This window comes from Paraburkholderia bengalensis (assembly GCF_037126505.1).
Taxonomy (GTDB): Bacteria; Pseudomonadota; Gammaproteobacteria; order Burkholderiales; family Burkholderiaceae; genus Paraburkholderia; species Paraburkholderia bengalensis.
In genome coordinates, this window is sequence record NZ_JACFYJ010000020.1 from 72,666 (window position 1) to 87,245 (window position 14,580).

A 14,580-nucleotide genomic window follows, 5' to 3' on the forward strand; every position below is an offset into this window, starting at 1 on the left:
TTGCGGCAGCGTTCAGCCCTTCGGCGCGGTTGCCGTTGTCGTGGCCTTTGCCGCCGCGGCGGCGAGCGCGTCGCGCACGGTTTGCGCCACGCGCTCGACGAACGGCAGATCGATGCTCGACAGTGCCTCGCGCTCGCTGCCGCCCGTCTGCACCATGAGCCGATGCGTGACGTCCTGCGTGCGCCACGTCAGCCAGCCGACCACGATCAGCATCACGCCGACCACGAGAGCCGCTGGCGAGCCGAATACGCCGCCCGCAATCATGCCCGCGACGCCGATCAGCGACAACGCCCACGGCACGATCTTGTTCTTTCGCACGGTGACGACGCGCACGTCCTGGATGTCGCGCAGCGGAAAGACCTGGCCGGCCGCGGACAGCGCGTTGCGCGTGACCGACACGCCGCGTTCGTTGAAAGGGGTATCCATCTTGACGGGTTCGAGGCTGGAGAAAGGGCGCAGCGTAACAGAAAAAACCAGCGCGTCATGCCAAAGTCACGCCCAAGTCACGCCCAAGTCACGCCAAAAACTCAACGGCACCCGTGTGCAGGTCATACATGGCGCCGACGATCTCGATCTTGCCCTGCGCTTCCATCTCCGAGAGCACGGGGCTGTTGTGATGGATGTCCGCGATCGTCAGTTCGACGTTCTTGCGCGCCACCGCGTCGACGAACGCATAGTTGGTGGCGGAGCGCTCGCCGCTATAGTTCGTGGCCTGCACGGCGGGCTTGATCTTGTCGAGCAGGCCCGTCAGATTGCCGAGTTCGGCGTTGGCGATGGCGCCCTTGATCGCGCCGCAAGCCGTATGGCCCATCACCACGACGACCTTCGCGCCCGACAGCTTGCACGCGAATTCCATGCTGCCGAGGATGTCGCTGTTGTCGATGTTGCCCGCGACGCGGCAGTTGAAGATGTCGCCGATGCCGAGATCCATGATCACTTCGGCGGGCGCGCGCGAATCGATGCAGCTCAGTAGCACGGCCGCGGGGTACTGGCCCGCCGCGCTCGCACGCTGCTCGCGCAAATAGTTGCGCGGCTTCCTCTCGCCTTTCTGAAAGCGCAAGTTGCCGCGTTTCATCTCGTCGATGATCTGTTGCGGCGTCATGCTGTCGCGCTGCGCCTTGGTCAACGCGTCGGCGCGCGCCGTCACCGGCAGCGCGACGCCTTGTGCGAGACCGGCCGCGGCGGCGCCCGTCAGTTTCAGAAAGCGTCGCCGGTTCGAACCCTTGTATTGCGCCGGATAGTCGTATGAATCGCCCATGATCGGCTCGCTCGTTCGTAAGGCGCATGCATCACGGATGAGAACGAATATAGGCGATCGCGGGTCGCGATCAAGCGAAAGTGACGCCGCCTCAAGCGGCGCTTGTCTGTACAATCTGGGTAACTTTAGATGAAACGTCTACTATGAAAATGAGCGCGTTGGAGCGGGAGCAAGCGTCGCTGCTCGATCAGGCGAAACAGATCGCGCAAGGGCTGGGGCAGACGTTCGCGCCGTTTTGCGAAGTCGTCGTGCACGATTTGCGCGACCCGAAACATTCGATTCTCGCCATCCACAACAATCTGTCCGGGCGGGTGGTCGGCGATCCGACCACGGAACTGGGGCTCGCGCGCATCGCCGACGACGCCTATCCGCAACTGCTGACCAACTACCCGAACCAGTTCGCCGACGGGCGGCGCGCCAAGAGCACGTCGATCGGCATCAAGGATTCCACCGGGCGCTACATCGCCGCGTTGTGTCTGAATGTCGATCTGAATCTCTTTCGCGGCATTCAGAACATGCTTGAGCAATTCTGCACGGCGTCTGGTGTCGGCGCGAAAGAGTCGCTCGATCCCGCCAATGCCGAGGTCATCCGCGAACGCATCGATCAATACGCGATGTCGCTCGCGACCACGCCGCAGGCGCTCAAGACCGAGCAGCGCCGCGCGTTGATGCAGGAGCTGAAGCAGGCGGGTTTTCTGGAAGTGCGCCGCTCGATGGAGGTCATTGCGGCGCATCTCGGCGTCTCGCGCGCGACGGTGTACAACGACGCCAAGTGACGCCAGATGATTCGCCGGCGCATTTACAAAACGTCTTGACATAGACGTTATGTCTAATCACAATCTGTCCTGATCCAGCGGCTTCAATCGAGATTTTCATGACCCAGCTTCCGTTGCCCACTTACGACGACATTGTCGCCGCCTCGAAGCGCGTCGAAGGCGTCGCGCACCGCACGCCTGTGCTGACTTCGCGCACCGTCAACGAAGCGTTGGGCGCGCAAGTGTTCTTCAAGTGCGAGAACCTGCAGCGCATGGGCGCGTTCAAGTTTCGCGGCGCGTTCAACGCGCTGTCGAAATTCGACGAAGGGCAGCGGCGCCGCGGCGTGGTGGCGTTTTCTTCGGGCAATCATGCGCAGGCCGTCGCGCTGTCCGCGCAACTGCTGAACATGCCCGCGACGATCGTGATGCCGCATGACGCGCCGCAGATCAAGGTCGACGCAACGAAGGGCTACGGCGGCAACGTGGTCATTTACGACCGCTACAAGGAAGACCGCGAGCAGATCGGCCGCGAACTGGCGCAGAAGCACGGCCTGACGCTGATTCCGCCATACGATCACCCCGACGTGATCGCGGGGCAGGGCACCGCGGCCAAGGAACTGTTCGACGAGGTCGGCGCGCTGGATGCGTTTTTCGCGCCGCTCGGCGGCGGCGGTCTGCTGTCGGGCAGCGCACTGGCGGCGCGTGCGCTGTCGCCCGATTGCGCCGTGTATGGCGTCGAGCCTGAAGCGGGCAACGACGGACAGCAGTCGTTCCGCTCGGGGAACATCGTCCATATCGACACGCCTCGGACCATTGCCGACGGTGCCCAAACGCAGCATCTCGGGCACTACACGTTCCCGATCATCCGGCGCGACGTGACTGACGTGCTGACCGCGAACGATGCGGAACTCGTCGACTGCATGCGCTTTTTTGCCGCGCGCATGAAGATCGTCGTGGAGCCGACGGGTTGTCTCGGCTTCGCCGCCGTGCGTCAGATGAGGGATCGGCTCAAGGGCAAGCTTGTCGGCGTGCTGATCAGCGGCGGCAACGTCGATGTGCAGAAGTTCGCCGAACTGCTGTCGGCAAATTGAACGACGGAAGGCGACGCTCGCTTCGCCCGAATTCGCCGCTTCCGTCACGCAGTGTAATGGGCGCAGTTCCGCCATGTGCGTTCGACGCGAGCATCGTGCTCGTCGTCGATTCGCCGCTCGTCGAAGGTAACGAGGAGAGCGCATTCAACGCGGGCCGCGTCGACCGTTCGATCGTCATGAATGCCGCGGACTACGTCCGCGTCGCCAATCCGCGTCTCGCCGATATCTCGCAGCCGCTTGCGTTTCCGTTTGCGTTTCCGTTTGCGTCTTGACCGGCTTGTCGTGCCGCGTTTGTCGATGATGCGAACCCACTTCCAGCCCAGGGCCGTGCCTCAGTGCATTGCCCGCGTGGCTGCACGAATTCGCGCTTGCTCATAAAATCATCGCGCGCCCGGCGAGTGCGCAGCTTTTGATGAACGTAGCAGGCGCGGCATGTGCAAGCAGTTTCGATGTGGCCGCGCGAATGACCCGACATGGAAGAAGTATTCGTTTCGAAATCGAGCGCGATTGCGCGCATCGTGATGGCGCGTAAGGCACTGCTGAAAGACCCCAATGAAACGACCGCTTTGACAAGCGACGAGACGGCAAAGCGCCTCGAGCGGCTGGAACGCCTGCTGTTCGACGTGCGCGCAGGACGCACGCGCGACTTTACGATGCCGACGTCGGATGGAGAAGTGCGGGTGTTCGTGACGGAGGATTAGGACGTCGGGCGGATGGCGTAAGCGCTAAAGCGATGCAAAAACTAGCGGCGTTCGGATGACAATGTCAACGCAAACGCTGAGAGAAGAGGTGCCGCCAAACAAGCGCGCCCGCTACACCGACGGTGGAGCCCACGATCACCAATGCGCACGCAACGTAGATCAGCAGCGCGATATCGCCCATATCATCGGGGTCCGGCATATCGTCATTCGCAAATATTCTGAAGCCGAAACGGATAGCCATACCAATGCAATACGGTGTGTTGCCGGGTGTTGCCAGATAGAGTGCGGTCAAATGGCGCGCAGCAAAAACCGTCAGAAGCACGCACAAGACAATCTACAAAATGGTCGCCGACCGGCGTGAAGGAACCGCGCCTCCGTTACTCGATGCTTGTCTAGTCCTTAGCGAAACGCAATCTGGCAAATGCGAAAAATGGACGCGATCAATGCGCAGCAGATGATCGTCACAAGATTTGATGGGAAGCGAAACCGCAGTTGATCCGCCGATGACTTTCCGGCGGGTATTGGATTGAGCCGGCATCAGGAAGCGACGGTTAGAACGCCAGCACCTGCACGGCCGGTAGAGGCTGCGGCCGGATGCCGTTTTCTGCTACTTCCAGCTCAAAAAACAAAATGCCGTTCAGTCGCATAACTGAACGGCATGAACGCAAAGCGAAACGCGTCGAAGCGCTTCACCAGACAAAGCAGCTTAGAACTTGTGGCGCATGCCGACGCGCAACGCCAGCTGGTTCTGCGAACCGTTACCCGACGGACCGAAGTACGCCGACGGGCTCGAACCGATCTGAGCCTGGATTTGCTGCGTGCCCGTCTTGCCCGACGCGTCCTGGTAGATGGTCAGCAGGTAGACGTCCGTGCGCTTCGACAGTGCGTAGTCCAAGCTTGCGTTCACCTGGTTGAAGTGACCCGTCGTCAGACCCGACAGACGCGAGTACGTGTAGCCGACGCCAGCCGTCAGCGCAGGCGTGAACATGTACTTCACACCGCCTTCGTAGTTGTTGAACATCGTCGAGCTACCCGTGATCGGCTCGAAGAACGTGTTCGTCCACAGCGCGTAGATCGTTGCCGGGCCGACGATGTAGCGGCCGCCCAGGCCGAACGTGCGCAGGTCGCGCACGGTGCCCGTGCCGACGTTGGCGATCGTCGTCGGGAACGACGGCGTTGCCTGGCTCGGGAAGCGGATGTCCGTGTACGCTGCGCCAATGCCGATCGGGCCGTTCGCATAGTTCGCGCCGAAGCTGTACGCGCGCGACGAACCTGCGACGGGTGCTGCCGCCGTCCCCGTTTGCGGCGCGCCGCCGAATGCGCCAGCCTGGTTCGAGAAGCCGTACATCGCGCCGAACGTGAAGCCCGCGTAGTTCGCGCTCGAGAACTTGACGGCGTTGTTGATACGGCTCGACGTCAGCTGGTCGACGTCGTTGATGTGGTAAGCGTAGTTACCCGCAACCGTCAGGCCGCCCGTCGTATAGTTGCTGCCCAGGTACTCCGTCGAGAATGAGTATTGACGGCCGAACGTCAGCGAACCGATGCCGTCCTTTGCCAGACCCACGAACGCCTGACGGCCGAACAGCGCGCCGCCCTGGCCTGACGTGCCATTGCCGCTGTTGAAGCCGCTTTCGAGCACGAACAGTGCCTTCAGGCCGCCGCCCAGGTCTTCCGTGCCGCGCATGCCCCAACGGCTGCCTTGTGCAACGCCATCGTCGTACTTGAACAGCTTGGAGCTGCCGTTCGTCGAAGTCTTTGAGTGGTTAACGTAGCTGATACCTGCGTCGATGATGCCGTACAGCGTGACACTGCTTTGTGCGTGCGCGGTGCCTGCAAAAGCCGAGGCGAGTAGAGCGGTGGTAATAACTTTCTTCTTCAAAGCTTTCTCCGGATTGAAAAGAGGCCATCGCGAGCCTGCTCTGCGGCCGGTCGCGCGACGGGCGCAAATGTAACCAGAGGAAGGGTAAGGAATATGACAGGTCAGATTTTCAGTGAATATGTAGTACAAATACGACAACGAATCGCTTTGCGCGCGAAAGAGTTGCGCGCAAATCTGTGCATATGCCGCATATCGCTCGCATGTGCGCGGGCAGATCGCCCATTTGTTTAGTGCTGCGCGCGAAACAAGCGATGCCTTGAGGCGGAGTCGAGTGGTTGGCTGCAAAGCAAATCGCCCGCATCATGCGGGCGATTTCGACTTCATCAGGCAACGCGCGGCGCGCCGCGCACGCGGTCACGCCGACAGCAACTGCCCCGTGCGAAACGCCTTCGCGCCCGCGATCCGCGCGATCTCCATGCCTGCCTGCGCGAAGCGCGACAGGTGGCGCGCATACATGACGCCCGCCACGGTCGTCTTCAACGTGACGACACGCTCCGTCAGCGGATCGACGATGTCGGCGATAGGCTCGCCTGCATCGACCCACTTGCCTACTTCCTGGCGATACACGACGACACCGCTCACGGGCGTCGAGATCGGTTCGGTGCCTGCGAGCGGCGTCGCGGCGAATTCGAGCGGCGGCATTGGCGCGGCTTCACCCGCGATCACGCCGCGATGCGTCAGGTACTCGATAATGCCTTGCGCGTCGTGCTCGGCGAACTCGTACGACACGTCGCGCTGGCTGCGCAGCTCGACCGTCACGGAGATCGAGCCGTTCGGAATCGGAAAGCGGTCGCCCACGCGCGCGCGCAGTTCGGACCAGCAGAAGCTGTGAATCTCGTCGAACGGATTGCCGACGGAATCGACTGCGAGCAGCGACGCCTTCGAATCCAGATAGCGCGCGAGCGGCTCGACGTCGGGCCACAGGTCGGGGTTCGTATACAGATGCAGTGCGGCTTCCCAGTCGCAATGCAGATCGAGCACGACGTCCGCGTCGTACGACAGCAGCTGCAGCGCGAGACGCTGCGATTCGATTTCGGTGCGCGGCTTTTGCGCGTCGAGCGCTTCGCGCATCGCCTGACGGACGGCCGCGCGGTTCTGCTCCGCGTCGCCCGTCAAACGGCCTTCGATAACAGGCTCGATCAGGTCGAACAGGTTATAGAAATTGCGGTTGAAGTTCTGCGCGGTGTTCGTCTCGAAGCGGCCGGCGAGCAGGCCGAGCACATGCTGGTTCAGGCCGATGGGATTGGCGACGGGCACGACGACCACTTCGCCGCGCAGCTTGCCGGCGGCTTCGAGCGCTTCGAGCTTGCGGCGCAGCGCCCACGACACCAGCATGCCGGGCAGCTCGTCGGCATGCAGCGACGACTGGATGTAGATCTTCTGGCCGCCGCCCGGACCGTAGTGGAAGCTCGTCAGGCTGCGCGCGGTGCCGAGGGTCGGGGAAATGAGCGGATGATTGAGGGTTTGCATGATCGTTATGGCGCTGCCGGACTCGCGCAAGACGCCTGTAGTTGCAAAGGATTGGCGGCGGAAACAACCGCGGAATGACTGCTGAAAATGGTGCTGCGCGCAACGCGCGCGCTGGGCATCGTTCGATCTTAGCTGATTTGGGCAGTGCGAGCGACGTTCGCGGCGTGCGATGGGCGGTCCATCGTTCGAGGCGGGCAAAACTCAGTCAAAGCCCCGCAAAGCCCCGGGAAAACAAAACGGGCTCCGAAAGGAGCCCGTCTGCATGTCGGCGCGTGAAGCGCGCGAGGCGCGCAATGCCGCGCCCGGCGCGCTGCGGCGAGAATCAGCCGCCGTACACGTCGAAGTCGAAGTACTTCTTCTCGATCTTCTTGTACGTGCCGTCCTTGATCATGTCGGCGATTGCCTTGTCGACCTTCGCCTTCAGATCCGTGTCTTCCTTGCGCATGCCGATGCCAGCGCCTTCGCCGAGGATCTTCTTGTCTTCGAGATCCTTGCCGACGAACTGGAAGCCTGCGCCACGCGGCGTCTTCAGGAAGCCGATGTCAGCCTGCACAGCGTCTTGCAGGGCTGCGTCGAGGCGGCCCGAAATCAGGTCGGCATACACCTGGTCCTGGTTCTGGTACGGCACGACCTTCGCGCCCTTCGGTTCCCAGTAGGTCTTCGCGTACGTTTCCTGGATCGTGCCTTGCTCGACGCCAACCGTCTTGCCGCTCAGCGATTCAGCCGTCGGCAGGATGTTCGAACCCTTCTTCGCGACGAGGCGCGTCGGCGTGTTGAACAGCTTCGACGAGAAAGCGATCTGTTCGGCGCGTTGCGGCGTCATCGACATCGACGACAGCACGCCGTCGAACTTCTTCGCCTTCAGTGCCGGGATCATGCCGTCGAAGTCGTTTTCGACCCACACGCACTTCGCCTTCAGGCGCGCGCAGATTTCGTTGCCGATGTCGATATCGAAGCCGACCAGCTTGCCATCCGAACCCTTCGATTCAAACGGCGGGTAGCTGGCGTCGACGCCGAAACGGATGGTGGTCCAGTCTTTGGCGTGTGCGCCGATCGAGGTGGTAGCGAGCAGGGCGATCGTCAAAGCCGCAAGCAGTTTCTTCACTGATGTACTCCCGGGAGTGGTTCAAAGTGTCTCGCATGCGGTTGTGCCGCTGCGCGACGTTGCCCGGCCGTTGTGTCCGGGCTTGGTGTAGTGGCCGCTGGCTGGCCAGCCAGCAACGCGCGCCAAGCTTAACAAATCAAAATATTTGCGGTGCTAGTGAAACACCGGATGGCACAGGAGTATTGCCTCTAACCGTACGTTTTGTGATATGGCGCGGGAATCTTATTGGCCGAAAGCCAACCGACAGGAAGCAGCGCCGCGGCCGACATGCGCGGCGCGCGGCCGCCACCCGCGCGGCGACGCGATAAACGCTTTCGGATCAAGGGCTTACGCACACCCCAGCGGGGGCGGAAATCAGACGATCCGCTCGCCCGCGCGATACGTCGCGCGCGGCACGGGCAATGCGCCGTGCATCGTCACGCGCACGAGGTCGGCGCGCAGGCCCGGTTCGATCGCGCCACGGTCGAGCAGGCCCGCCGTGCGCGCCGGTTCCGCCGACACCGTCGCCATGGCCTGCGGCAGCGTCCAGCCGGCCTTTTCGACGAGTTCGAAGGCGGCGGTCAGCAGGCTCGACGGCACATAGTCCGACGACAGGATGTCGAGCAGCCCTGCCTTCGCCAGTTCCAGCGCCGACACGTTGCCCGAATGTGAGCCGCCGCGCACGATGTTCGGCGCGCCCATGATCGTCGCGATGCTGTGACGGTGCGCGGCTTCCGCGGCGATGCGCGTGGTCGGGAATTCCGCCAGCACGATGCCTTCGTCGGCGGCCTGCTGCACGTGCTCGACGAGCGTGTCGTCGTGGCTCGCGACGGGCACGCCCAGCGCCTTGCAACGCTCGACGATCTGATGCCGGTGCAGATCCGCGAAACGCTGCTGTTCGTCTTCGAGCGCGACGAGCGTCGCCGCCATGTGCTCGTCCGTCATCTTGCCGTGACGCTCCTGGAAGCGGCGCCATTGATCGCGGTCGTGCCACTGGCGTTGGCCGGGCGTGTGATCCATCACGGAAGCGAGGCGCAGCAGCGGGTGCTGCCTGAGCGTATCGAACACTTCCACCACGTCCGGCGTCGCGATTTCGCAGCGCAGATGCAGGAAGTGTTCGGCGCGCAGCAGCTTGCGCTCGGAAAAGCGCTGCAGCGCCTCGGCGCAACGCGTCTGCGTATCGCGGCCGCGCAGGCCGACGTTCGAGCGCGAGCCGATTGCGAGCGCATCGAACACCGTCGTGATGCCCGCGGCGGCGACCTGCGCGTCGTGAATCACGAATGCGGCGTCCGTGTTCCATTCGACGCCGGGACGCGGCACGAGATGCTTCTCGAGATTGTCCGTATGCAGTTCGATCAGCCCGGGCAGCAAATAGTCGCCGTTCCAGTCCTGCGCGTCGGCGGCGGACGTGGTGCCGCGTGCGAGTTCGCGGATCACGCCGCTTTCGATGCGCACGACGCCACGGAACACTTCGTCTCGCGTCACGACGCGAGCGTTCTTGATCAACATCGGGTTGCTCCCTATCGGATCGGGGATCGATATCAGTGTAAAGCCGCTGCGTGACGCAGCGGTGGCCGCAATTCGAGTCTGCGTGTGGCGACTTTCGCGCGCGTGTCCTCGTCGTGGAAGATGCCGATGATCGCCGCGCCGCGTACGCGCGCCTCGATGATCAGATCGGCGACGACGTCGCGGTTCTGCGCATCGAGCGAGGCGGTCGGCTCATCGAGCAGCAGCACGGCATGTTCCGCGATCAGGCCGCGCGCGATGTTCACGCGCTGTTGTTCCCCGCCCGAAAACGTGGCGGGCGCGAGATGCCACAGGCGCCCGGGCACATTCAGCCGCGCGAGCAGGGCGGCGGCGCGCGCGTGCGCTTCATCGGTATCGATGCCGCGCGACACCAGCGGCTCGGCGACGAGATCGAGCGTGCTCACACGCGGAATCACGCGCAGGAACTGGCTCACGTAGCCGACCACGCCGCGCCGCAGATGCAGCACGTCGCGCGGTTCGGCGCCCGTGAGACGCACATGCTTCGTGTCCTGCGCGTCGTCGCGGATCGCAATGGTGCCCGTGCTTGCCAGATAGTTGCCGTACAGGCAGCGCAGAAACGTGCTCTTGCCCGCGCCCGACGGTCCGACCAGCACGACGCATTCGCCGCGCTCGACATCGAGCGACACGCCCGCGAGCGCCTCGATCTGCACGCCGCCCTGGCCGTGCAGCGTGAAAGTCTTGCCGATGTCGACGGCGCGCAGCATCAGCGCCGCGTTGTCGACGAACGATGTTTCGATGGACGTTGTCATCGCGTGAGACCTCAGACGGGAAGAACGGAAGAAACCAGTGTTTGCGTGTACGGGTGCTGCGGATCGTCGAGCACCTGATCCGTCAGCCCCGCTTCGACCACTTCGCCGCCTTGCATCACCATCAGCCGATGCGCGAGCAGCCGCGCGACGCCGATATCGTGCGTGACGATCAGCACGGACAGATGCAGCGTCGATGTCAACGTGCGCAGCAGATCGAGCAGACGCGCCTGCACGGAGACGTCGAGGCCCGCTGTCGGCTCGTCCATGAACACGAGGCGCGGACCCGTGACGAGGTTGCGCGCGATCTGCAGTCGCTGCTGCATGCCGCCTGAAAACGCCGACGGCAATTCGTCGATGCGCGTGGCATCCAGTTCGACGCGCGACATCCATTGCGTCGCGACTTCGCGGATCTTGCCGTAGTGACGCGCGCCAACGGCCATCAATGGCTCGCCGATATTCGCGCCCGCCGACACACTGGTGCGCAATCCGTCGCGCGGATTCTGCTGCACGAAGCCCCACTCCGTGCGCATCAACAGGCGCTTGCGCGGCTCGGACAACGAAAGCAGATCCAGCCGGTCGTCGATGCCGCCGTGCGCGCTCGCATAGTGCAGCGTGCCGGAATCGGCGGGCGTGCGCAGCGCGAGCGTGTTCAACAGCGTCGATTTGCCCGAGCCCGATTCGCCGACGATGCACAGCACTTCGCCCGGATACAGATCGAAGCTGGCGTTGCGGCAACCGTTGCGGCTGCCGTATTGTTTGGTCAGCGCGCGTGCGCTCAGAAGCGGCGTCATGCGCTTTCTCCTGCGTTGTTGTCCGTGCCCTGCGGTTCGCGGCGGTCGTGGCAATAGTCGCTGTCCGAGCAGACGAACATACGCTTGCCCGCATCGTCGACGATCATCTCGTCGAGAAAACTCTCCGTCGATCCGCACAACGCGCAGGCATGATCCCAGCGCTGCACCTCGAACGGATGGTCGTCGAAGTCGAGGCTTTTGACGGACGTATAAGGCGGAATCGCGTGGATGCGCTGCTCGCGTCCCGCGCCGAACAGTTGCAGCGCGGGGTTCATGTGCATTTTCGGGTTGTCGTACTTCGGAATCGGCGACGGCGAGGCGAGGTAGCGCCCGTTGACGATCACCGGGTAGTCGTAAGTCGTCGCGATGCTGCCGTGATGCACGATGTCCTCATACAGCTTCACGCTGATGAGGCCGTAATCGGCGAGCGCGTGCAGCTTCTTGCACTCTGTCGCACGCGGTTCCAGCCGATAGAGCGGCTCGGGCATCGGCACCTGATAGACGAGAATCTGCTTGTCCGTGAGCGGCGTTTCGGGGATGCGGTGACGTGTCTGCACGATCGTCGCGTCCGTGGTCTTGCGCGTGGTCTTGACGCCCGTGGTGCGCGCGAAGAAGCGGCGAATGTTGACGGCGTTCGTGGTTTCGTCGGAGCCCTGGTCGATCACCTTAAGCGTATCGTCGCGCCCGATGATCGATGCCGTCACCTGAATGCCCCCCGTGCCCCAGCCATACGGCAGCGGCATTTCGCGCGACGCGAACGGCACTTGGTAACCGGGCACGGCAACGGCCTTGAGCAGCGCGCGGCGGATCATGCGCTTGGTCTGCTCGTCGAGATACGCGAAGTTGTAGCCTGCTGCGGCGCTGTCGTGCGCGGCGGATTGCATGGGTGTATCGGGCGCATTCATGCCGCTTGCTCCTCTGTGTCGTTGCCGTCAATGCTTGCGTCGCGTGCGGCGTGTTTCGCGCGCAGCCGACGCACGAGTTCGAGTTCCGCCTGGAAGTCGACGTAATGCGGCAGCTTCAGATGCTGCACGAAACCCGACGCTTCGACGTTATCGCTATGCGACAGCACGAATTCGACGTCCTGCGTCGGCGAGCCGATCGTTTCTCCGAGTTCTTCGGCGCGCAGCGCACGATCGACGAGCGCCATCGCCATCGCCTTGCGCTCGCAATGACCGAATGCGAGGCCGTAGCCTTGCGTGAAGGCGGGCGGCACGTCGCTGCTGCCCGCGAACTGGTTGATCATCTGGCATTCCGTCACGTCGATCTCGCCGATCTCGACCGCTTCGCCGAGTTCGTCGAGTTCCATTTCGACGGCCACCGTGCCGAAGCGGATTTCGCCCGCGAACGGATGCGAGTGAGCATAGCCGCGCTGCGTTGCGTAGCCCATCGCAAGCAGAAAGCCTTCGTCGCCGCGCGCGAGGTTTTGCAGACGCGTTGCGCGGCTGGCGGGAAACGACAGCGGCTCGCGCGACAGGTCGCCCGGCTCCGGCGCGTTGTCTGTCACGCGTTCCTGTTCGATCAGCCGTTCCTTGTCGAGTAGCGAGACGACGCGCGGCATCGTTTCCTGCGCGGCGTGTTGAGCGGGCTTTGCATGAACGTCGCTTTCATCGCTGCCTTCGGCCAGCAGCGCGAAATCGAGCAGACGCTGCGTGTAATCGTAAGTCGCGCCGAGCATCTGGCCGCCGGGCACGTCCTTGAAGGTCGCGGAGATGCGCCTCTCGACCTGCATGTCTTCCGTATCGACAGGCTTCGTGTAGCCGAATCGCGGCAGCGTCGTGCGGTATGCGCGCAGCAGGAAGATCGCTTCGACGAGATCGCCGGCAGCCTGCTTGATGGCAAGCGCGGCGAGTTCTTCGTCGTAGACGGACCCTTCCGTCATCACCCGGGCGACGGCGAGGCGCAACTGCGCGCGTATCTGCGCGACGCTCAGCTCCGCGAGCTGCGGGTCGCCGCGGCGCGCCTTGTCGAGCAGGCGCCACGATGCTTCGATCGCGCGCTCTCCACCTTTGACGGCAACGTACATTAGTTCAGCTCCACTCGGGTTGTACGCGGCAGGCCGATCAGCGCGTCGCCGCAGACGAGATAACAGTCGATGCCGCACGGAAAGAGCGGCGCGAGTTCCGCGCGTTCGCGCCAGAAGCGCTCGGGCAGGCCGGCGGGCGCGATGGTATGCGTATGCTCGATGCCGGGGCCGCGCAGCACGACGGGCGAGCCTTGCGTCAGGGAATCGACGCGCACGATCAGCGTCACCGATAGCTCCGGCGTTTCCGGCTCGCCGGGCGCGAAGCTGGAAAGCGGCGGCAGCGAGGATGCGTCGTGCACATAGGCGAACGCGGCGTCGTGCGGCTCGTCGACGAGCGGCGCGCCTGTATGAAAGCGTAGCGCCGAGCCGAGCACGGCGTCTGGCTGCGCGAGCCAGACGGGCGTCGAGTAGTCGCACAGCGCGAGCAGCGCGGCGAACGCGGCGAGATCGGCGCGGGCGTGGGGCAGATGGCTGCGCGCGGTTTCTCGCGAAGCGGGCAACACGTTGTCGATCGTGCCGATCCGGCCGGGACGCGACAGCGTATCGAGCAGCGTGCGAAACACGGCTTGCGTGTCGTGAACGGGATCGGAGAAACCTGGCGTCAGCGTGGACAGCGCGATCTGCGCAGCTTGAGGGGAGGAGTTCATCAGTCGCCTCGGACCATCGTGAAGAATTCGACGCGCGTCGATGCGGCGTCCTGTTCGCGTCGCGCGCGGCTGGCCGCGAGTTGCGCGGCGAGCGGCGCGATCACCTGTTCCTGCAGACGGGCGCGATGCTGCGGCGTTTGCAGCAATGCGTCCGCGATAGCGGCGAGTTCGGCACGGCGGCGGTCGCGGCCCAGATGACACGCGACGCCGACCGTTGCGTCCGCATCGGCTTCATCGTTGCGCAGGCGCAGCGTGGCGCGCGTGACAGTGGCTTCGCCGAGATTGAACGCATCGCCCGTGCCGCCGACGCGTCCGCGCACCATCGCGAGCCCCGTCTCGGGCGGCCGCAGCCAGTCGAACGCGGGAAACGGCGTGCCTTGCATCGCGCGGTTCAGCGCGGCTTCGAGGTCGGCGCGCGGCGCGCGGGCCATGACGGCCATCCATGCGCGACGCGCGGCGCGAGTGGGCGAAGCGGGGTCGACGGAGGGATCGACAGTGGGCGGCGAAGTGGCGGAACAGGCGGCGGAACAGGTGGCGGAAGAAGCGGCGCTCATCGGGTTTCCTGGAGAGTTTCCTGGCGG

General features: G+C 63.8%; 16 protein-coding genes and 1 pseudogene. 4 read left to right on the forward strand and 13 right to left on the reverse strand.

The genetic code is table 11. The features are described from left to right. Positions 1-12: 12 nt before the first annotated feature. Together H3V53_RS14765 and H3V53_RS14770 are read right to left on the reverse strand one after the other, a co-directional pair. Positions 13-426 carry a DUF6232 family protein gene (locus H3V53_RS14765; RefSeq protein WP_336598549.1) on the reverse strand — a complete coding sequence of 138 codons (414 nt, stop codon included), beginning with the start codon at positions 424-426 and terminating at the stop codon, positions 13-15. A gap of 88 nt (positions 427-514) precedes the next feature. Beyond that, complete coding sequence (locus H3V53_RS14770) at positions 515-1,258, reverse strand: carbonic anhydrase family protein (protein WP_054920674.1); 744 nt, start codon at positions 1,256-1,258, stop codon at positions 515-517. Between the two features lie 143 nt (positions 1,259-1,401). Between H3V53_RS14770 and H3V53_RS14775 the strand changes: the two genes are divergently transcribed. From H3V53_RS14775 to H3V53_RS14790, 4 genes and pseudogenes are all read left to right on the forward strand, one after another. Further along, positions 1,402-2,034: a helix-turn-helix transcriptional regulator gene (locus H3V53_RS14775; protein WP_336598550.1), complete on the forward strand. Its 633-nt coding sequence runs from the start codon at positions 1,402-1,404 to the stop codon at positions 2,032-2,034. 98 nt (positions 2,035-2,132) lie between these two features. Then, positions 2,133-3,104 (forward strand): threo-3-hydroxy-L-aspartate ammonia-lyase, encoded by a 972-nt coding sequence (locus tag H3V53_RS14780; protein WP_336598551.1) that lies wholly within the window; start codon positions 2,133-2,135, stop codon positions 3,102-3,104. 1 nt (position 3,105) lies between these two features. Continuing rightward, positions 3,106-3,376, forward strand: a pseudogene (locus H3V53_RS14785) (YbaK/EbsC family protein); the annotation flags it as partial. Positions 3,377-3,577: 201 nt separating this feature from the next. Continuing rightward, entirely contained in the window at positions 3,578-3,805 is a 228-nt protein-coding gene (locus H3V53_RS14790) for a hypothetical protein (protein WP_336598552.1), read from the forward strand. Positions 3,806-3,869: 64 nt separating this feature from the next. Here H3V53_RS14790 and H3V53_RS14795 read toward each other — a convergent pair whose 3' ends face one another. The 11 genes from H3V53_RS14795 to phnG all read right to left on the reverse strand — a co-directional run bounded on the left by H3V53_RS14795 (position 3,870) and on the right by phnG (position 14,553). Then, positions 3,870-4,127: a hypothetical protein gene (locus H3V53_RS14795; RefSeq protein ID WP_336598553.1), complete on the reverse strand. Its 258-nt coding sequence runs from the start codon at positions 4,125-4,127 to the stop codon at positions 3,870-3,872. A gap of 384 nt (positions 4,128-4,511) precedes the next feature. Further along, complete coding sequence (locus H3V53_RS14800; protein WP_336598554.1) at positions 4,512-5,684, reverse strand: porin; 1,173 nt, start codon at positions 5,682-5,684, stop codon at positions 4,512-4,514. 354 nt (positions 5,685-6,038) lie between these two features. Next, on the reverse strand, positions 6,039-7,154 hold the full coding sequence (locus tag H3V53_RS14805; protein WP_054920650.1) for a M14 family metallopeptidase: 1,116 nt from the start codon (positions 7,152-7,154) through the stop codon (positions 6,039-6,041). A 322-nt stretch (positions 7,155-7,476) separates the two neighbouring features. Then, complete coding sequence (locus tag H3V53_RS14810; RefSeq protein ID WP_054920651.1) at positions 7,477-8,259, reverse strand: lysine/arginine/ornithine ABC transporter substrate-binding protein; 783 nt, start codon at positions 8,257-8,259, stop codon at positions 7,477-7,479. A 354-nt stretch (positions 8,260-8,613) separates the two neighbouring features. Then, entirely contained in the window at positions 8,614-9,747 is a 1,134-nt protein-coding gene (locus tag H3V53_RS14815) for an alpha-D-ribose 1-methylphosphonate 5-triphosphate diphosphatase (protein ID WP_336598555.1), read from the reverse strand. 32 nt (positions 9,748-9,779) lie between these two features. Beyond that, complete coding sequence (gene phnL, locus H3V53_RS14820; protein ID WP_336598556.1) at positions 9,780-10,535, reverse strand: phosphonate C-P lyase system protein PhnL; 756 nt, start codon at positions 10,533-10,535, stop codon at positions 9,780-9,782. Between the two features lie 11 nt (positions 10,536-10,546). Further along, positions 10,547-11,326 carry a phosphonate C-P lyase system protein PhnK gene (gene phnK, locus H3V53_RS14825; protein WP_336598557.1) on the reverse strand — a complete coding sequence of 260 codons (780 nt, stop codon included), beginning with the start codon at positions 11,324-11,326 and terminating at the stop codon, positions 10,547-10,549. Then, a complete protein-coding gene (locus tag H3V53_RS14830) occupies positions 11,323-12,231 on the reverse strand; it encodes an alpha-D-ribose 1-methylphosphonate 5-phosphate C-P-lyase PhnJ (RefSeq protein WP_336598558.1) in 909 nt (302 codons plus the stop codon). The genes phnK and H3V53_RS14830 overlap by 4 nt, the downstream gene beginning before the upstream one ends. Then, a complete protein-coding gene (locus H3V53_RS14835; protein ID WP_336598559.1) occupies positions 12,228-13,352 on the reverse strand; it encodes a carbon-phosphorus lyase complex subunit in 1,125 nt (374 codons plus the stop codon). Before H3V53_RS14835 ends, H3V53_RS14830 begins: the two co-directional genes overlap by 4 nt. Next, positions 13,352-13,999 (reverse strand): phosphonate C-P lyase system protein PhnH, encoded by a 648-nt coding sequence (gene phnH / locus H3V53_RS14840; RefSeq protein WP_336598560.1) that lies wholly within the window; start codon positions 13,997-13,999, stop codon positions 13,352-13,354. Before phnH ends, H3V53_RS14835 begins: the two co-directional genes overlap by 1 nt. After that, positions 13,999-14,553: a phosphonate C-P lyase system protein PhnG gene (gene phnG, locus H3V53_RS14845; RefSeq protein WP_336598561.1), complete on the reverse strand. Its 555-nt coding sequence runs from the start codon at positions 14,551-14,553 to the stop codon at positions 13,999-14,001. Before phnG ends, phnH begins: the two co-directional genes overlap by 1 nt. Positions 14,554-14,580: the final 27 nt, after the last annotated feature.